The following is a 17859-nucleotide window of genomic DNA, read 5'->3' as shown; positions in this document are numbered from 1 at the left end:
TCTGCGGCTGCTGATGCTCAGCGCGGCGCCGATTTCGGCCGCGCAGGCGTCCCAGGTGTCGCAGGCCCACCGGGCGCATTCGTCCTCATCGGTGACCCGCAGTTCCATCAGCGCATGGATCGCGGCCAACCGACCCGCAGCGGCAGCCGCCTCCGCCCGTGCGAAACCGCTGATCGCGGAGACGACAGCCGCGTCATCACCCGGATCAAACCCCGAATCGCACATACGTTCGATTGTTGTCCCGGGGTGACCCCTGGACCATCACCAGGCCGCCAATCTGTGGATGAAGTCTCAACTGTGGATAACGGCCCCAGGCTCCGGACTGCAGCGTGGCGCGGCAGTTGCACCCGAACAGCCGAACGAACACCTCAGAACGAGGGCGCCCCAACCGGATCAGAGCGGATTGAGAATCCGCTGCAGGAACTGCCGAGTGCGCTCCTCCTTCGGGTCGGCGATGACCTCCTCGGGCGTGCCCCGTTCCAAGATGATGCCCTGATCGGTGAACAGCACCTGATTGGAGACCTGTTTGGCGAACTGGATTTCGTGGGTGACGATCACCAGCGTCCAGCCCTGCACCGCCAGATCCTTGATGACGGAGAGCACTTCGCCGACCAACTCGGGGTCCAATGCCGAGGTCGGCTCGTCGAACAGCACGAGTCTGGGTTTGAGCGCCAGGGCCCGCGCGATGCCGACGCGCTGCTGCTGCCCGCCGGACAGCTGATACGGGTACTGGTCCCTCTTGGCCGCGAGTCCGACCTGGTCGAGGAGTTCGACCGCCTCGGCGATGACGACGTCCTTGGGCCGCTTCTGCACGATGAGCGGTCCCTCCGTGACGTTCTCCAGGACCGTCTTGTGCGGAAAGAGGTTGTGCGACTGGAACACGAAGCCGCTGCGCGACTGGAACCTGCGCACCTCGGATTTGGGCTGCGGCTTCGAGAAGTCGAGTTCGACGTCGTCGACTCGGATCACACCGGCGTCGGCCCGGTCCAGCGCGTTGAGGGTGCGCAACAGTGTGGTCTTGCCGGAACCCGAGGGGCCGATGATCGTCGTCGCGGTGCCCTGCTCCACTGTGAACGAGACGCCCTTGAGCACCTGGTTGTCGCCGAAAGACTTCTTCACGCCCTCGGCGGTGACACGGTATTCGATCTGCTCTTCTGTCATCGGGCGACATACCTTTCCAGCCGGCGTTCGACGCGGCCCTGGCTGAACGACAGGACCAGGCAGATGACCCAGTAGTACACCGCGGCCGTGCCATACAGCGCGAAGAACTCGAAGGTCGGCGCCGCGGCGATCTGCGCCGTCCGCAGCAGCTCGGTGACCAGGATCGTGGATGCCAGCGACGTGTCCTTGACCAGCGAGATCAGTGTGTTCGACAGCGGTGGCACCGCGACCCGGGCGGCCTGCGGCAGGATGATCCGACGCAGTGCCCCAACGTAGTTGAAGCCGATCGTCTCGGCGGCCTCCCACTGCCCCTTGGGGATGCTCAGGATGGCCGACCGGATGATCTCGGCCGCATAGCCGCCGACGTTGAGACTGAACGCGATCACCGCCGCGGGGAACGGGTCGATCTTCACACCCAACTCGGGCAGGGCGTAGAAGACGATGAACAGCTGCACCAGCAGTGGGGTCCCTCGGATGATCGAGATGTAGAACCGCGCCGCGGAACTGAGGATCCGGTCGGGGGAGAGTCGGGCCAGGGCGACCACGAGGGCGATCACCAGTCCGATGATGAAGCTGATGATGGTCAGCGGAATGGTCTTGGTGATCGCGGCCTTGGCCAGCGGCCACAGGTTGTCACCGATGAGCGCCCACGCCGAGCGCGATTGCGGCTTCGCGTCGGTGCCCGAGGCGTCGGCCTTCAGATACTTCTGGGAGATCGCGGTGAGTGTGCCGTCAGCGCGCAGGTCCTCCAGTGCCCTGTCGAGATCGCTCAGCAGGCCGCTGTCCTTGCGGGCGGCGAATCCCTGCTCACTCTTCTCGCCGGTGGTGGCGGCGATCTTCACCGAGGTGTCCCCGGTCTCGGCCAGGTAGGCGTACACCGCGATGCTGTCATTGATGGTGGCGTCGACGCGACCCTGGTTGAGCAGCTTGATCGCCTGGGTGAAGCCCTCGACGGCCTCGACCCGGGCCCCGGCCTTGCGGGCGACCTCGGACCAGTTGCTGGTGGCGGTTTCGGCCGCAACCCTGCCCCTGAGGTCATCCAGCGAGGTGATGGAGTCGTCGTCGGCCCGCGTGACGATGACGCCCTCACCGACCGAATAGGGCTCGGAGAGATCGTATTTCGCCTGTCGTTCGGGGGTGATGGTGACCTGATTGGCCACCACGTCGAAGCGGTTGGCCTCCAACGCCGCGAAGATCGAGTCCCACGGCGTCTCGACGAACTCGACGGGCCGACCGAGCTTCTCGCCGACCGCGCGGGCCACGTCGATGTCGTATCCGGTCAGTTCATTGGTGGCCGGATCGTGGTAACTGAACGGCGCGTAGACCCCCTCGGTGCCCACTCGCAGGACACCGCCGCCCGTGTCCGTGGGCGCCGATCCGCAGGCCGTCGCGGTCAGCGCGACGAGCACGATGAGCGGCAGCAGCGCTCTTCGCAGGTAATGGCTCACCGGCGGAACGTAACAACTGTGGCGGGGGACTTACAGGGTTCTGCTCAGGATTCCTTGAAAGCGCTCATCGCCCGCCCGGGTGGTAGATCCAGGGTTCGCGGGGTAGGCGGGTGGGCTCGAACTCGCCGAGCATCTCCTCGGCGGTGGCTCCGGTGAACCCCAGTGAGGCCGCGATCTGCGCCAGCGCCTGATCGACTCCGATCTCGGAAAGCGTCACCGCGCCATCACGTTTGGCCAATCGCTTGCCCTCCTCATTGAGGACGAGGGGCACGTGCGCATACTCGGGCACCGGGTGGCCCAGCAGGGTGGCGAGGTACGCCTGCCGTGGTGACGACGGCAGCAGGTCATCGCCGCGGACCACCTGATCCACGCCCTGCGCCGCGTCATCGACGACGACGGCGAGGTTGTAGGCCGGCACGCCGTCGCCGCGGCGCAACACCAGATCGTCGACGACTCCGGTGTAACTGCCGTGCAGCACGTCGGACACGGTGAACTCGGAGACGTCGGAGCGCAACCGCAGTGCGGGAGGACGCCCGGCGGCCCGGCGGTCGGCGCGTTCGGCGGCGGTCAGGTTGCGGCAGGTGCCGGGGTAGGCGCCCTCGGGCGCATGCGGGGCACGCGGCGCCGACAGGATGTCCTTTCTGCTGCAGAAGCATTCGTAGACCAGGCCGCGCCCCGTCAGGGAGTCGATGACGGCGTCGTAGCGTGCGGTGTGGCCCGTCTGATACTCGGGTTCCTCGTCCGCGGTCACACCGATGGCGGCCAGGTCGTGCAGCTGCCGTGCCGCGACATCGTTGAACGTCCGGTCGTCGAGATCCTCGACGCGGATAAGGAAGCGGCGTCCGGTCGAACGGGCGAACAGCCACGCCAGCAGCGCGGTGCGCAGGTTGCCGATGTGCAGGTCGGCTGACGGGCTGGGCGCGAACCGGCCCGCGCCGGGCGGGCGGGTCATGTTCGGCAATCTAGCCGATACCCGCCAGAGCCTCCTGCACACAGGTGGTCCACGTCCCGGCCTCGATCTCGTGCACGCCGGAGTCGCCCCTGAAGGCGCTGGAGATCACCACGTCGGGGGTGAGCGTCGCGAGCAGCCGCAGGCTCTCGGCCAGTGGAGCCGCCTGGCTGATGGGCGGGATGAAACCGGCGAACCAGCGCCCGTCGTCGCCGCGGATGAGAGTGTCGCCCGTGAACAGGTACCGCGTGCCGTCGACAGCGGTCACCAGGTAACACGTGCTGGCCGGTGAGTGGCCGGGGGTGGGAATGACCTCGATGCCCAGGTCGTCGACGTGTCGAGTGCCCACAGCTGTGTCGACCGGCGCGTGCACTTCGATCTCGGCGCGCTCCCCCAGAGGAGCGTGCAGGCGGGCGCCGAACCGCGCCGAGATCTGCTTGAGCATCGGGCCCGCCTCGTCACGGTGGGACAGGTACTGATCCGTGAGCCCGCCCAGCTCGTCGATCGCGTCGAAGTCGGCGTCGGTGGCCGTCGAGTAGAACAGCACATTGCCGCCGGCGCGGCCGGTCCAGACGTAGCCGTGGGTGGTCAGGCCCGGAAACGGGCTGTCGGTGCGGGTTTCCCAGAGGTCACTGCGGAGCTGTCTCATCATCCCAGGGTGGAACATCAACCATTGTTGAGGTCAAGGCGTGCGTCTGAGGCCCGGCACAATCTCACTGAGATCGAACGTCGCGGGTTGCTCCAACTGCGCGTAGGTGCACGACGCCGGATCGCGATCGGGTCGCCACCGGTTGAACTGCGCGGTGTGCCGGAACCGCCGGCCCTCCATGTGGTCGTAGCGCACCTCGACCACGCGCTCGGGGCGCAGGGGCACGAACGACAGATCCTTGCCCGCGTTCCACCGCGACCCACCCTCGTAGCGTTTGGTGATGTCGCGGTCGGCCATGTGCGCCGCCCAATTCCACGGGTGGCCGTCGAAAGTCATGACCAGCGGCTGCAATTCGGTGAACAGGGCACGCCTGGTCGCCATCGGGAACGCGCCGATCACGCCGACGGACGCCAACGAACCGTCCTCGTCGTAGAGGCCCAACAGCAGTGAGCCCACGGCGTCGGCGCCAGACTTGTGCAGGCGATATCCGGCCACCACACAGTCGGCGGTGCGCCGGTGCTTGACCTTGAACATCACGCGCTTGTCGGGTTGGTAGGTCAGCTCCAGTGGTTTGGCGATCACGCCGTCGAGGCCGGCGCCCTCGAACTCGTCGAACCAGCGTCGTGCCAGCGCGAGATCCGTCGTTGCGGGTGTGACGTGGAACGTCGGTCCGGCGCCGGCCAGCGCGCTCTCGAGGGCTGTGCGACGCTCCGCGAAGGGCAGGCCGGTCAGGTCGGCGTCCCCCAGGGCGAGCAGGTCGAATGCGATGAACTGCGCCGGTGTCTGTTCGGCCAGCATCCGGACCCTACTGGAAGCCGGATGCAGACGAAGCTGCAGCGCCTCGAAGTCCAGGCGAGCGGCGGTCGCGATCACGATCTCGCCGTCGACAACGCATCGGGGCGGGAGTTCGGTGATGGCCGCCGCGACGATCTCGGGGAAATAGCGCGTCATCGGCCGCTCGTTGCGGCTGCCGAGTTCGACCTCATCGCCGTCGCGGAACACAATCGTCCGGAACCCGTCCCATTTCGGTTCGTAGGACGCACCGGGCGGGATGGCGTCGACGGACTTGGCCAGCATCGGCGACACCGGGGGTCCGACGGGAAGGTCCATCGCCCCATTGTGGCGGGTCAGTCCGTGATGTCGCGGACCTTCTCGTTCGCCAGTCCGCGGGGCGCAAGTTCGCGGGTTCGCTCCATGTGGCGGCGCCAATGAGCTTCCGCCTTGTCGCCCTCACCGGCGCGCAGCAGACCGATCAGCCGTCGGTAGGACCGCGTCATCATCAGGTAATCCGCCTCCGACACCGTGCGTCTGCGCTTGATCGCCGCCGCGGTGTGGCGTTCGGCCAACTCGTGCAGCATTCCGGCGACGATGCTCAGCGCGGCATTGCCGGACAACTCGACCAGACGACGGTGGAATCTGGCGGAGACTTCGGCGAGGTGTCCGGATTTCCAGGCGGGCGGGATCTCCTCGTCGAGGATGGCTTCCAGCTCGGCATAGGCCGATTCAGTGCCCCGTTCGGCCAGGATTCTGGCCGACAGCGGTTCGATGGCCGTGCGCGCGACCATCACGTCGGCCACCGTCGCGCCGGACAACTCGAGAAGCAGAGCGGCAGGCCGGGCAACGATCTCCGGGCCCGGCACCCGCACCCGGGGCCCCGTCCGGGAGCCGCGTCGCACCTCCACGAGGCGTTCGGATTCGAGCACCCGAATGCCCTCGCGCAGTGAGGGGCGGCTCACGCCGAACTGATTCATCAACTCGGGCTCGTTGGGCAGATAGTCGCCGTCCTTGAGTTCGCCGGTGACGATCTGCCGGCGCAGCGACTGGGCGACGATCTCGGCCGTCTTCGGTGTGCGCACCGGCTCAACATTCGGAGATCGGTCGATGGGCGTGTTGGTGTGTGGACCGCGGGCCACTGCGTCGACCTCCGAGTTCCTCTCTGCATCGGCGGCGGCGTTTCGGGGTTCGGCAGGCTCACCGGGCAGGGCAGGTACCGAGTTTAGCAACGTGAGGGAGCGCGGAGTGGCCCGGTCAGCGACCCACGCGCACCGACAGCACCGCGCCCGCCACCGCGAAGACGGCGGCGAGCGCCGCGCCGGGAAGCACCCGGCGGGCGGGGACCGACCTCAGATTGAGCAGGGAGGCGCCCGCGTCGCCGACGTCGGCGACGGTGCCGGCGCGGGCCCACGCGGTGTCCCCGGGCGGCGCGGTCAACAGACCCGCACCCAGGGCGACGTCGCGGGCCCCGATGCTGCGGAACAACAGCGCCACTCCGGGGCTCGCGCCGTCGGGTCCCAGCCAGGTCCTGGCGGCATACCGCGGATTCAGCAGCAGCACGAAGCCGAGGAGGATGCGGCTGCCGCCGACAATCCAGCGAAGCCATGAACGGCTGGAGTTCATGCGCGACTCGTCTACCACGCCAACGGAAGTCGTTCGATTCCGTACACGCCGCCGGAGTGCTCGACCACCTCGGAGGGGTCCGGAATGTGGTAGTCGGGGATCAGTCGATGCCATTCCTGCAGCACGACCGTCATCTCCTGACGAGCCAGATGGGAACCCAGGCAGCGGTGGGGGCCCGCGCCGAAACTGATGTGGCGCGGCGCACCGGTGGTGAAACTGACCGTCCCGCCGCGCGAGTGTTCATTCGGGTCACGGTTGGCCATCCCCAACGGGAAGGCGACGAGGTCCCCCTTGCGCACCGGGCAGCCGTGGAAGTCGACGTCCGCCGTCGCGATCCGCGCCGTCTGCACGATCGGGTAGGCCCGCATCAACTCCTCGACCGCACGTGCGGCGATACCCGGGTCGGCGACCAGTTCCCGGCGATGCTCGGGATGGGTGGCCAGGTGGTGGAATGAATAGCTCAGCTGCGACGCGACCGTGTCCAGACCGGCCATGAACAGCAACAGCATGCAGGACAACAGATCCTGGTCGGCGGGCGGTTCGCCATCGATGCGCCACTCCAGGGCATGGCTGACGATGTCGTCGCCACGCTTGGACGGATCGGCCCGCCGTTCGCCGATGAGCTCACTGAAGTAGCCCACGACCTCCATCATGGCGTTCAGCGCCAGCGACCCGTCAGGATCCCGCTCTTCGGTGGCGTGCAGGATCTTGTCCTCCCACGCCATGAACTCATCGAGTTTCTCGACGGGCATGCCCATGATCTGCAGGAAGATCGTGGTGGGGAAGATGGCCGCGAAGTCGGCGTAGAAGTCGCAGGACCCCTTCGAGCGGAAGCCCTCGATCAGGTCGACCGCGAACCTGCGATGGGCGCTCTCCATCTCCTTGACCCGCTTCGGCGAGAAGTAGAGGCCGAGCACGTGCCGCCACTTCCCGTGCTCCGGCGGATCCAACATGATCGGGATCCACTTGTACGGCGGATTCGGCTCCGTCGGCACCATGACGGAGTTCGAGAACAGCTCCGGATGCTGCAGTCCCTCCCGGATGGCGTCGTGATCGGTGAACACCCAGTAGCCCTGCGCCTCCTCGGTGCGGAAGAAGGGCCGGTGCTGGCGCTGCAGTTCGTCGAGCCGGAGGAAGTTGGTGCCCGCAGGGTCTGGGCCACGGGCGAACTCGTAGTCGACGATCGGACACTTCGCCGGTGTGCTCATCGTTGCTCTGCCTCCTGTCGCCGAAACGCAGATCGCTGACCAGGTTAACGAGGCCGGTGGTGCTTGGTGGCCGGATTCTCAGAGCCGCACCACAATCCCGCGGGTGTTGAGGACAAGCACGGCCAAGGCCAGCATGAAGGCGATGCTGCCGGCCAGCAGCCGAGCCGTTTCGCGCCACAGGTCGCGGTCGCTCTCGGGAGGCAGAAAGAACTCCGCGGGCAGGTCCTTCATGGTCGCGGTCCTTCCGATCAGGGAATGTAGGGGCTGGCGAAGCCGGTCAGTGTCCGCATCAGCAGCAGCGGGACGCCGAGCAGCAGGACGGCACTGACCTGAAATCCCACGAACCAGGCGCCCAGGCGCATCAGCTCGAACCGCCAGCGCGGAATGGTGACCTCGTAGTTGAGGTGGTCGTCGAACTCCTGCTGCTTGGATCTCACGCGCGTCGCGGTCGCGACGCTGCCCGATTCGCGGGTGCCGCTGGGATCGGAAACCCCGTATCCGGCGGACCCTTTCGGGACGGTGAATCGCTTGAGACCGCAGAAGCGTTCGAGGTGATTGAGGCCGCGGATCGGTGGCTTGCCGGCCCAGTAGGCGATCAGGTTCGGCCAGACGCACATCAACCCGATCGTCCACAGCAGAGTGATCCGACCTCCGCTCGGCCACTCCAACACCGGGCCGATCCCGGGGTCATACGTCCACCACCCCATCGCGGTCGCCGCCCCCTCGACCACGAAGTCCCAGACGTAGTTCACGGGAATCGCCAGCACCAGAAGCGATTTCAGCATGCTCCAGCCGGTCTTCGTGGCCAGCCACTGGCTGAGCCACAGGATCAGCAGCGCGTGCACGCCCCAGTAGACCGCGTACGCGAACGGCATGAACAGTGGGTCGTTCGGGGTCTTGACGGGAAGCCATTCGAGCATGTGGTGCTGCGCGAAGGCGGGACTGTAGATCAGGTGCTGAGCCCAGTCGCCGACGGTCTCCATCCAGTAGATGGAGAGGCTGCAGAACAGGAAGAGGAATCCCCAGGTGAAGCGGCGCCGCCGAATGACGTCGAGGACCGCCAGGAGTATCAGCGTGCCGCCGACGATGGGAACCGCGACGTTGAAGACCCAGGTGCCGCCGGGATCCATCAGCGCAGGCGGGGTCAGTTCCGCGCTCGCGAGCAGTGCGTCCATGCTGGCGTCCGATCCTTAATATAGTGAAGACAGCTTCACTAATATGGGGTGTGGTGTCAACCACTCGACGGGAGAATGGATCGTCCCGTGGGCGGCTGACGCGGTGTGCGAAGAGCGCCCAGCTATGGGCGTCAGATGGTCGGAGGTCGCGAAATGAGCAGTCCTGCAAAGGGTGACGACACATGAGTGAACGTCGAAGATTTCGTGGTCTGCCCGAGGATGCCGGTGTCTCGAACTTCTATCGCAACTCACTGCAGCGGAACGCCATCGAGTTCGGCGAATGGATGGCGCGGACCAGCAACGAGCGTGCCCGTGAGCGCGGGCACCCCGGACTGCGACCGGCGCATGCGCGGCTGATGGTCTACCTGGACTGGAGCGGAAGCCGCATCACCGACATCGCCAAGGCTGCGGACGTGTCCAAGAATGCGATCGGACAACTCGTCACCGATCTCGAGGACCTCGGTTACCTCGAGCGCGTGCCCGACCCCGACGATGCTCGGGCCAAGATCGTCCGGTACACCGCCGCCGGCCGGGCGCTGATCGCGGACGCCCGCGACATCGGCGCGGAACTCGACGCGGACGTCGAGGCCGTGATCGGTCCCGAGCGGATGGCACAGCTGAAGGACATCCTCTCGGAGCTGGGCTCGCATCTGCTGGGCTTGGACTTCCCGTCGGCGCCGTAATCCGTCGCGCCCGCCCGAGTGTGGCCCCGCTGGGTGTCGCGCCCAGCATGCTTAGCCCCAATGGAGGGGCTGTGTGGCAAACAGTGCCGTCGAGCCGCACCCTGGGATCCGCACTCCACTGAACTTCTTATGAGAGCGAACGACTCTGGGGGAGGGTCCACCGTTCACATAGCAAACTATGTCAATTTCGTCGGCCGACTAATTTTTGCCCGATTCTGTTGCTGGCGGGTGTTTGAGTGTTATACGGTTGCCCGCGATTGTGGTTTCGATCACAGTCGTCACTGGCGCGAAATCGCATGCGTCTCAGGAGGGGCCGTGTTTGAGGTGAACCGCAGGTCGCCCGCTAAGACCAGGCGTCGCTGAGTGCGAACTGTGCGCGGGCCGGCGCCTGCGATCGCACTGGGCGAGTTCTTCGGAATGTGCCTGGACACCGTCGTCCAGATGTTTCGTCCGCCATGGGCGTGGCGCGAGTTCCTGCTCCAGTGCTGGTTCGTCGCGCGTGTCTCGATGATGCCGACCGTGCTTCTGGCGATCCCGTTCACGGTGTTGACGACCTTCACACTGAACATCCTGTTGGTGGAGATCGGTGCGGCTGACTTCTCGGGATCGGGCGCGGCGCTGGGTGCGGTCACCCAGATCGGCCCAGTCGTCACGGTTCTCGTGATCGCCGGCGCGGCCGCCACCGCGATGTGCGCGGACCTGGGCGCCCGCACCATCCGCGAGGAGATCGATGCGCTGCGCGTGCTGGGCATCGACCCCATCCAGGCGTTGGTGGTGCCGCGGGTCTTGGCGGCCACCCTGATCTCGCTGATGTTGGCCTCGACGGTGACGATGACGGGGATCGTGGGCGGGTTCTTCTTCTCCGTGTTCCTCCAGAACGTCACGCCGGGCGCCTTCGCCGCGGGCCTGACGCTCCTGGTGGGTACGCCTGAGGTCATCGTCTGCCTCCTCAAGGCGGCGATCTTCGGCATGACGGCCGGACTGATCGCCTGCTACAAGGGCATCACCGTCGGTGGCGGGCCGGCCGGTGTCGGCAACGCGGTGAACGAGACGGTGGTCTTCACCTTCCTGGCGCTGTTCGTCATCAACGTCATCGCCACGGCCGTCGCTGTGAAGGCGGGGGCATGACGTCGGCGGCACCCAGCACCCTCCACGTCCGCACCCGGGAGCGAACGCGGCGGGTCGTGGCCGGCTGGCGCCGGCTCGGTGAGCAGACCGAGTTCTACGGACTGACCGTCCGCGGCATCTGGGATGCAGTGGTGCACTACAAGATCGAAGTGGTCAGACTCATCGCTCAGATGAGCCTGGGCACCGGCGCGCTGGCCATCATCGGCGGCACCGTGGTGATCGTCGGATTCCTGACGCTGTCAGCGGGCTCCCTGATCGCTGTGCAGGCCTACAGCCAGATGCAGGAGATCGGGGTGGAGGCGCTGGCCGGGTTCACCTCGGCCTACCTCAACGTCCGCCTGATCGCGCCCCTGGTCGCCGGGATCGGCCTGGCCGCCACCATCGGCGCGGGCGCCACGGCCCAGCTGGGTGCGATGCGGATCAGCGAGGAGATCGACGCGCTGGAGGTCATGGGTGTCCGGTCCGTCGCGTACCTGGCCTCGAGCCGGATGGTGGCCGGTGTCATCGTCGTGATCCCGCTGTACTGCGTTGCCGTGCTGATGGCGTTCCTCGCGACGCGGGTGGGCACCACGCTGGTCTACGGCCAATCGACCGGCGTCTACGACCACTACTTCAACACGTTCCTCAATCCCATCGACTTGATCTGGTCGTTCTTCCAGGCGATCGTCATGGCGATCGTGGTGATGCTGGTGCACACCTTCTACGGCTACAACGCATCCGGCGGTCCCGCCGGGGTTGGTGAGGCGGTCGGACGCGCGGTCCGCACCTCGCTCATCGCGGCGGTCGCGGTGACCATGTTCGTCTCACTGGCCATCTACGGTCAGTCCGGCAGTTTCAACCTCTCGGGGTAGCGCTGTGGAAACTCGACGTGGGCAGCGCAGAGTGGATCCTGCGTGGTGGACGCTGGTGTTGTTCGTGGTGCTCGGACTCCTGGTGTTCGTGTGCCTGAGTCTGTTCCGCGGTTCGTTCCGGTCCTTCGTGCCGGTGACGCTGACCTCTGACCGAGCCGGACTGGTCATGGACCCCGGTGGGAAGGTCAAGATGCGCGGCGTCCAGGTGGGCCGTGTCCATGCGGTCCAGCCCGGTGAAGATGGGGTGACGCTGAACCTGGAGCTGTTCCCCGATCAGGCCGACAAGATCCCGGCGAACGTTGGGGCCCAGATCCGTGCGACCACCGCATTCGGTGCCAAATACGTCGACCTCATCTATCCCGACAAACCGAGTTCGGCGCGCCTGCGCGCCGGCGCGGTGATCGACTCGCAGAACGTGAGCACCGAGGTGAACACGGTGTTCGGCAATCTCACCGAACTCCTGCACCAGGTCGACCCGGCCAAGCTGAACTCCGTGCTGGGCGCCTTCGCGGACGGGCTGCGCGGTCAGGGCCAGAGAATCGGGGAGGCCACGACGGCGGCCAACGAGGTTCTGCTGCAACTCAATCCGCGTGCCGAGGCGATCCGGCAGGACTGGAATTCGCTGCGCGACTTCAGCGACACCTACGGTGCCGCAGCGGGCAACATCGTGAAGATCCTGGACTCCTTCAGCACGACGAGCACCACGATCGCCCACAACGCCCAGGCACTCGATGCGCTGCTGTTGAACGTCACGGGCATGGCGAACAGCGGAACAGCCCTGCTGGGACCCAACGTCAAGAACATCGCGACGAGCATCAACGCGCTCGAACCGACCACGAACCTGCTGTTGAAGTACAGCCCCACCTACACCTGCATCCTGCAGGGCGGTACGACGATGCTGGAGGAGGGCGGCTGGGACATCGTGGGCGGCAACGGCAAGTCGGTGATCCTCGACGTCGCGCTCCTTGCCGGTGAGAACCCCTACAAGTATCCGGAGAACCTGCCGATCGTCGCCGCCAAGGGCGGCCCCGGGGGCAGGCCGAGCTGCGGTTCGCTTCCCGACGCCAAGGACAACTTCCCGGTGCGGCAGCTGGTCACCAACACCGGATGGGGAACCGGACTCGACTGGCGGCCCAACCCAGGTATCGGATTCCCCGGGTGGGCGAACTACTTCCCGACCACTCGGGGCATTCCCGAACCGCCCAGCGTGCGCTACCAGGACGGTGGCCCCGCGCCTGGGCCGATCCCGTACCCCGGTGCACCGCCCTACGGCGCGCCGCAGTACGCGCCGGACGGGACACCGCTGTATCCGGGGCTGCCGCCGGCGCCGCCGCCCGGTGCTCCCCGCGATCCCGGCCCCACCGCCGGGGCGGAGCCGTTCGTCCCGGCGCATCCAGGTCAGGCCCAGCCGACACCGAGACCGCATCTACCGCAACAGGAGTCGGGTCAGTGAGAGGCAACCTCAGTGCGACGGTGTGGCGGTTGGGGATCTTCCTCACCGTCTGCGCCTTCTTCCTGTTCGCCATGTTCGCCGTGTTCTCCCATCTGCGATTCGAGAAGGAGAACGCCTACAGCGCGGTGTTCGGCAACGTCTCCGGTCTGCAGGCCGGGCAGTTCGTCCGCATCGGCGGTGTCGAGGTCGGCAAGGTGGACAAGATCGTCATCCAGCCCGACACCACGGTGGTCGTGGAGTTCGGGGTCGACGACTCGGTGATCCTCACGCACGGAACCAGGGCCGTCATCAGGTACGACGACCTCATCGGCGGCCGATACCTGGCGCTGGAGGAGGGTGCGGGCGACACCCGGCGCCTGCTGCCCGGCCAGACCATTCCGCTGGCCAGGACCTCGCCGGCGCTGGACCTCGATGCACTCGTCGGCGGTTTCCGGCCGCTGTTCCGGGCGCTGGATCCCGACCAGGTCAATGCGCTGTCGAGTCAACTCATCAGCGCGTTCCAGGGACAGGGCGACACGATCAATGCGTTCTTCACCCAGACCGCCGCGCTGACGGCCAAACTCGGTGACCGCGATCAGTTGATCGGTGAGGTGATCACCAACCTCAACACCGTACTGGGTTCCCTCAGCGATGAGAACACGCAGTTCGGCAAAGCCGTCGACGCCCTGTCGCGCACTGTCGGCACGCTCGCGGAGCGCAAAGAGGACATCACCAACTCCATCGCCTATACCGATGCGGCCGCGGGCACCACGGCAGATCTGCTGCGGCAGGCACGCGAACCGTTCAAGACCGTGATGGCCGAGACGGACCGGACGGCCGGTCTGGTGGCCGGGGACAAGGCATACCTGGACACGCTGTTGTCGACCCTGCCGAGCAAGTACCAGACCTTGAGCAGGTTCGGCCTCTACGGCGACTACTTCAGCTTCTACCTGTGCGACGCCGTGCTCAAGGTCAACGGAAAGGGCGGCCAACCGGTCTTCATCAAACTCGCCGGCCAGGACTCGGGGAGGTGCGCGCCGCGATGAAACGTTTCTCTGAGCGAAATCCGTTGGTGCTCTGTGCAGTCGGCATCGGAATCGTTATGGCCATTGCGATCGGCGCGTTGAACTACGACAAGATCCCGGTCTTCAACACCAACAAGACCTACACCGGCATGTTCGCGGAGGCCGGGGGTTTGATCGTCGGCGCACCCGTGCAGGTCTCGGGTTTCGAGGTCGGGCGGGTGGAGAGCATCAGCCTCGACCGCCGGCAGGTGGCCGTGCGGTTCAACGTCGACAGGCGCATCCATGTCGGGGACAGGTCCGAGGCGGCCATCAAGACGAAAAGCCTGTTGGGGTCCAAGATCCTGGAGCTCACGCCACGCGGAGACCAGAAGATCGACGGGCCGATCCCGCTCGAGCGGACCCAGGCGCCCTATCAGCTGCCCGACGCGTTGGGTGACATCACCGCCCAGATCAGTGGGCTCAACACCGATCAGGTGTCACGGTCGCTGGCGGTGCTCAGTGAGACGTTCAAGGACACCCCGCCCGCATTGAAGGCCGCGGTCGAGGGGGTCGGCCAGTTCTCCGAGACCCTGAATCGGCGCGATGCCGAGCTGCGGAAGCTGCTGGAGAATGCGCGGAAGGCCACCGCCGTGCTCTCCGACCGCAGCACACAGGTGGTCAGCCTCGCGGTCGACGCGAACGCCCTGCTGGCGCAACTCCAGACCCAGAGCAGCGCCCTGGACCAGCTGTCGGTGAACACTTCGGCCGTCGCCCAGCAGTTGAAGGGCTTCATCGCCGAGAACCGGGAGGGGTTCGCCCCCGCGGTCGAGAAGCTGAACGAGGCGCTGGCGATCCTTGACGATCACAAACGGGACATCCAGGTGTCCATCAAGAAGCTGAACAAGTACGCGATGTCGCTCGGAGAGTCGGTGTCCTCCGGTCCGTTCTTCAAGGCCTACCTGTCCAACCTGCTGCCCGGACAGTTCGTGCAACCGTTCATCGACGCCGCGTTCTCCGATCTCGGGCTGGATCCCGCGACGCTGCTGCCCTCTCAGTTGAGCGACCCGCAGGTCGGCCAGCCCGGGACGCCCGCGTTGCCCGCGCCGTACCCGCGGACCGGTCAGGGCGGGGAGCCGCGCCTGACACTGCCCGACGCCATCACCGGAAATCCGGGTGATCCGCGCTACCCGTATCGCCAACCGCCGCCTGCCCCGGCGCCGGGTGGGCCGCCCCCAGGACCACCCGCGATCATCACGCCGCCGCCGGTCTCGGCGCCCATTGACGTGCCCGGGCCGGGCGCGCCGCAACCGGGTGCGCAGAATCCGTCCGAGGAGGGCAGCGGACGATGACGAAACGCGATATGCGAGCCAGCCTTTCGGTGATCCTCACGCTGCTTCTGGTCGCGGGACTGGTGGTCGCGGTGCGCGCGTCGGACCAGGTGAACCGTGTGCACGTGGTCGGGTACTTCGCCAACAGCAACGGTATCTACGTCGGTGACGAGGTCCGGATCCTCGGCGTTCCGGTCGGCAAGATCGACAGGATCGAACCGCAGACCGACACCGTGAAGATCAGCTTCTGGTTCGATGCCGACCAGCAGGTGCCGGCGGACGCGAACGCCGTCATCCTGTCGCCGTCCCTGGTGTCCGTGCGGGCCATTCAGCTCACGCCGGCCTATGACGGCGGTCCGACCATGCAGGACAACGCGGTGATCCCCCAGGAGCGCACGGCTGTCCCGGTGGAGTGGGACGACTTCCGTGAGCAGCTTCGGCGGCTGACGGAGACACTCCAACCGACCGAGCCCGGCGGAGTCAGCACGCTCGGCGCATTCGTCAACACCGCCGCCGACAACCTGCGCGGGGAGGGCGCCGACATTCGTGACACGCTGATCAAACTGTCGCAGGCCTTCTCCGCGTTGGGTGACCACAGCACGGACCTGTTCTCCAGCATCAAGAGCCTGTCGATTCTAGTGTCCGCCCTACAGAGCAGCACCGACACCCTGCGCGGCCTGAACCAGAACCTCGCCGGGGCGACGGCTCTGCTGAGCAACACCCCCAACGAAGTCGGATCCGCGGTGGCCAACATCGATTCCGTGGTGGCCGACGTGACGGACTTCCTGGCCGACAATCAGGAGAACGTCGGCACGGCCTCGGACCGGCTCGCCTCGCTCACCACTGCGCTGAACCAGAGTCTCGGTGACCTCAAGGAGACCCTTCACATCGCGCCGACGGCCTTCCAGAACTTCGTGAACATCTACGAACCGGCCCAGGGCGCGCTCACGGGCGCGTTGGCGCTCACCAACTTCTCCAACCCGCTGTCCTTCATCTGCGGAGCCATCCAGGCCGCGTCCCGGTTGGGTGCGGAGCAGTCGGCCAAACTCTGCGTGCAGTACCTGGCGCCCATCGTCAAGAATCGGCACTGGAACTTCCCGCCGCTGGGCCTGAATCCGTTCGTCGGAGCGACCGCGCGTCCCAACGAGATCACCTACAGCGAGGATTGGTTGCGCCCCGACTACGTTCCCCCGCCGGGGGACGTGCCCGCATCAGCCCCAGCCCCAGCACCGTTGGCGGCCGAGGTGCCCGGCTCGGCCGAGCCGACCGACCCGTCCGGCGGCCTGGCGGGAATCATGGTTCCCGGGGGTGCACCGTGATGCCGGCGTCGCGAGCGATGGTCGTCGCTCCTCTCGCAATTGCGCTGTCGCTGGCGGGATGTGGGTGGCAGGGCGCCAACTCGCTGCCGCTCCCCGGGACCGAGGGGCGCGGGCCGGAGGCCTTCACGGTGCAGGCGCACATTCCGGACGTCGACAACATCGAACGGAACTCCCGGGTTCGCGTCGGCGACGTCACGGTGGGCAACGTGACGAAGATCGAGCGCGAGGGCTGGCACGCGCTGGTGACGATGTCGCTGAACGGCGATGTGGATCTGCCGGCCAACGTCACGGCCGCGGTGGGGCAGACCAGCCTGTTGGGCTCCAAACACATTGAGCTGACACCGCCGCGCAATGTGCCCCCCGAAGGACGTCTGCGTCAGGGTGATGTGATTCCGCTGTCCTCGGGGAGTTCCTATCCGACCACCGAACAGACCCTCGCCGCGGTCTCGCTGATCCTCAACGGCGGTGGAATCGGACAGATCCAGGACATCACCGCGGCCCTGAGCACGGCGTTCGCCGGACGCGAGAACGACTTACGAAGTCTCATCAGCCAACTCGACGAATTCACCAGGTACGTCGACGACCAGACCGACGACATCATCAGCGCCTCGGACAGTCTGAACAATCTGGTCGGCCAGGTCGCCGAGCAGAAACCCGTCGTGGACCGGGCTCTCAAGACGATTCCCGATGCGCTCGAGGTGCTTTCGGAACAACGCCAGAAGTTCGCCGACGCGCTCGTGGCGCTCGGCAGGTTCAGTGCACTGGCCGCCGACACCGTCAACCAGACCAAGGAGAATCTGGTGAAGGAGTTGACGCAGCTGAGTCCGACATTGAAGGCGCTGGCCGATGCGGGCCCGTCGTTGACGCGGTCACTGAGCTACTACGCCACCTACCCCTGGCCGAATGAGACGCTGGAGAACTGGGTGCGCGGTGACTACGGCAATCTGACCGCCGTCATCGACCTGACGCTGAGCCGGCTCGACGCCGCGATGTTCACCGGCACTCGCTGGGAGGGCGATCTCACCGAACTCGAAATGCAGTGGGGCCGCACGATCGGACAGTTCCCCAGCCCATACACGGCGGCCAATCCGCTGGTGATCCCGTACCGCATGGACCAGGGACGCTGA

At 66.4% G+C, this 17859-nt stretch carries 19 protein-coding genes; 8 read left to right on the top strand and 11 right to left on the bottom strand.

The window, feature by feature from the left end:
* From A5727_RS25750 to A5727_RS25705, 11 genes are all read right to left on the bottom strand, one after another.
* Window positions 1–225 (bottom strand): DUF222 domain-containing protein (locus A5727_RS25750; protein ID WP_353612288.1); only part of this gene is annotated, 225 nt, incomplete at its 3' end.
* A 168-nt stretch (window positions 226–393) separates the two neighbouring features.
* A complete protein-coding gene (locus A5727_RS25745; RefSeq protein ID WP_068257371.1) occupies window positions 394–1161 on the bottom strand; it encodes an amino acid ABC transporter ATP-binding protein in 768 nt (255 codons plus the stop codon).
* Window positions 1158–2609 carry an ABC transporter permease subunit gene (locus A5727_RS27230; RefSeq protein ID WP_082950044.1) on the bottom strand — a complete coding sequence of 484 codons (1452 nt, stop codon included), beginning with the start codon at window positions 2607–2609 and terminating at the stop codon, window positions 1158–1160. The genes A5727_RS25745 and A5727_RS27230 overlap by 4 nt, the downstream gene beginning before the upstream one ends.
* Before the next feature lie 64 nt (window positions 2610–2673).
* A complete protein-coding gene (gene gluQRS, locus A5727_RS25735; protein ID WP_068257367.1) occupies window positions 2674–3561 on the bottom strand; it encodes a tRNA glutamyl-Q(34) synthetase GluQRS in 888 nt (295 codons plus the stop codon).
* A gap of 10 nt (window positions 3562–3571) precedes the next feature.
* On the bottom strand, window positions 3572–4207 hold the full coding sequence (locus A5727_RS25730) for an MBL fold metallo-hydrolase (RefSeq protein WP_068257392.1): 636 nt from the start codon (window positions 4205–4207) through the stop codon (window positions 3572–3574).
* Between the two features lie 33 nt (window positions 4208–4240).
* Window positions 4241–5317 (bottom strand): ATP-dependent DNA ligase, encoded by a 1077-nt coding sequence (locus A5727_RS25725; protein WP_068257364.1) that lies wholly within the window; start codon window positions 5315–5317, stop codon window positions 4241–4243.
* 17 nt (window positions 5318–5334) lie between these two features.
* Window positions 5335–6063, bottom strand: a complete 729-nt coding sequence (locus tag A5727_RS25720; protein ID WP_231992228.1) for a FadR/GntR family transcriptional regulator — start codon at window positions 6061–6063, stop codon at window positions 5335–5337.
* 172 nt (window positions 6064–6235) lie between these two features.
* A complete protein-coding gene (locus A5727_RS25715; RefSeq protein WP_068257358.1) occupies window positions 6236–6604 on the bottom strand; it encodes a hypothetical protein in 369 nt (122 codons plus the stop codon).
* Window positions 6605–6615: 11 nt separating this feature from the next.
* Window positions 6616–7812, bottom strand: a complete 1197-nt coding sequence (locus A5727_RS25710; RefSeq protein WP_068257355.1) for a cytochrome P450 — start codon at window positions 7810–7812, stop codon at window positions 6616–6618.
* Between the two features lie 78 nt (window positions 7813–7890).
* Window positions 7891–8043, bottom strand: coding sequence for a DUF7156 family protein (locus A5727_RS27955; RefSeq protein WP_197507758.1), 153 nt, complete (start codon window positions 8041–8043; stop codon window positions 7891–7893).
* 17 nt (window positions 8044–8060) lie between these two features.
* Window positions 8061–8987: a spirocyclase AveC family protein gene (locus A5727_RS25705; protein WP_082950043.1), complete on the bottom strand. Its 927-nt coding sequence runs from the start codon at window positions 8985–8987 to the stop codon at window positions 8061–8063.
* Window positions 8988–9169: 182 nt separating this feature from the next.
* On the opposite strand from A5727_RS25705, the gene A5727_RS25700 reads away from it, so the two are divergent.
* The 8 genes from A5727_RS25700 to A5727_RS25665 all read left to right on the top strand — a co-directional run bounded on the left by A5727_RS25700 (window position 9170) and on the right by A5727_RS25665 (window position 17859).
* Window positions 9170–9670, top strand: a complete 501-nt coding sequence (locus tag A5727_RS25700; protein ID WP_082950042.1) for a MarR family winged helix-turn-helix transcriptional regulator — start codon at window positions 9170–9172, stop codon at window positions 9668–9670.
* A 417-nt stretch (window positions 9671–10087) separates the two neighbouring features.
* The gene (locus A5727_RS25695) at window positions 10088–10798 is read left to right on the top strand and encodes an MlaE family ABC transporter permease (protein ID WP_068257383.1); all 711 of its coding nucleotides are present in this window, start codon (window positions 10088–10090) and stop codon (window positions 10796–10798) included.
* Entirely contained in the window at window positions 10795–11649 is an 855-nt protein-coding gene (locus A5727_RS25690; RefSeq protein WP_068257352.1) for an ABC transporter permease, read from the top strand. Before A5727_RS25695 ends, A5727_RS25690 begins: the two co-directional genes overlap by 4 nt.
* A 31-nt stretch (window positions 11650–11680) precedes the next feature.
* The gene (locus tag A5727_RS25685) at window positions 11681–13102 is read left to right on the top strand and encodes an MCE family protein (protein WP_231992227.1); all 1422 of its coding nucleotides are present in this window, start codon (window positions 11681–11683) and stop codon (window positions 13100–13102) included.
* Window positions 13099–14127, top strand: a complete 1029-nt coding sequence (locus A5727_RS25680; protein ID WP_068257347.1) for an MCE family protein — start codon at window positions 13099–13101, stop codon at window positions 14125–14127. The genes A5727_RS25685 and A5727_RS25680 overlap by 4 nt, the downstream gene beginning before the upstream one ends.
* A complete protein-coding gene (locus A5727_RS25675; RefSeq protein WP_068257380.1) occupies window positions 14124–15434 on the top strand; it encodes an MCE family protein in 1311 nt (436 codons plus the stop codon). The genes A5727_RS25680 and A5727_RS25675 overlap by 4 nt, the downstream gene beginning before the upstream one ends.
* Window positions 15431–16732: an MCE family protein gene (locus tag A5727_RS25670; RefSeq protein WP_068257344.1), complete on the top strand. Its 1302-nt coding sequence runs from the start codon at window positions 15431–15433 to the stop codon at window positions 16730–16732. Before A5727_RS25675 ends, A5727_RS25670 begins: the two co-directional genes overlap by 4 nt.
* On the top strand, window positions 16732–17859 hold the full coding sequence (locus A5727_RS25665) for a virulence factor Mce family protein (RefSeq protein WP_157521568.1): 1128 nt from the start codon (window positions 16732–16734) through the stop codon (window positions 17857–17859). The genes A5727_RS25670 and A5727_RS25665 overlap by 1 nt, the downstream gene beginning before the upstream one ends.

It is taken from the genome of Mycobacterium sp. ACS4331 (genome assembly GCF_001667265.1).
Taxonomy (GTDB): Bacteria; Actinomycetota; Actinomycetes; order Mycobacteriales; family Mycobacteriaceae; genus Mycobacterium.
The sequence above is the reverse complement of the archived record's forward strand: the minus strand, read 5'-3'. Positions and strand labels throughout refer to the sequence as shown.

Excerpts from the sequence above, each read along its gene's own strand:
- A5727_RS25700 (WP_082950042.1), top strand. The coding sequence starts at position 9,170 with ATGAGTGAACGTCGAAGATTTCGTGGTCTGCCCGAGGATGCCGGTGTC.
- A5727_RS25670 (WP_068257344.1), top strand. The coding sequence starts at position 15,431 with ATGACGAAACGCGATATGCGAGCCAGCCTTTCGGTGATCCTCACGCTG.
- A5727_RS25725 (WP_068257364.1), bottom strand. The coding sequence starts at position 5,317 with ATGGACCTTCCCGTCGGACCCCCGGTGTCGCCGATGCTGGCCAAGTCC.
- A5727_RS25745 (WP_068257371.1), bottom strand. The coding sequence starts at position 1,161 with ATGACAGAAGAGCAGATCGAATACCGTGTCACCGCCGAGGGCGTGAAG.
- A5727_RS25695 (WP_068257383.1), top strand. The coding sequence starts at position 10,088 with ATGTGCCTGGACACCGTCGTCCAGATGTTTCGTCCGCCATGGGCGTGG.
- A5727_RS25705 (WP_082950043.1), bottom strand. The coding sequence starts at position 8,987 with ATGGACGCACTGCTCGCGAGCGCGGAACTGACCCCGCCTGCGCTGATG.
- gluQRS (WP_068257367.1), bottom strand. The coding sequence starts at position 3,561 with ATGACCCGCCCGCCCGGCGCGGGCCGGTTCGCGCCCAGCCCGTCAGCC.
- A5727_RS25665 (WP_157521568.1), top strand. The coding sequence starts at position 16,732 with ATGCCGGCGTCGCGAGCGATGGTCGTCGCTCCTCTCGCAATTGCGCTG.
- A5727_RS25730 (WP_068257392.1), bottom strand. The coding sequence starts at position 4,207 with ATGAGACAGCTCCGCAGTGACCTCTGGGAAACCCGCACCGACAGCCCG.
- A5727_RS25690 (WP_068257352.1), top strand. The coding sequence starts at position 10,795 with ATGACGTCGGCGGCACCCAGCACCCTCCACGTCCGCACCCGGGAGCGA.
- A5727_RS25715 (WP_068257358.1), bottom strand. The coding sequence starts at position 6,604 with ATGAACTCCAGCCGTTCATGGCTTCGCTGGATTGTCGGCGGCAGCCGC.
- A5727_RS25675 (WP_068257380.1), top strand. The coding sequence starts at position 14,124 with ATGAAACGTTTCTCTGAGCGAAATCCGTTGGTGCTCTGTGCAGTCGGC.
- A5727_RS27955 (WP_197507758.1), bottom strand. The coding sequence starts at position 8,043 with ATGAAGGACCTGCCCGCGGAGTTCTTTCTGCCTCCCGAGAGCGACCGC.
- A5727_RS25710 (WP_068257355.1), bottom strand. The coding sequence starts at position 7,812 with ATGAGCACACCGGCGAAGTGTCCGATCGTCGACTACGAGTTCGCCCGT.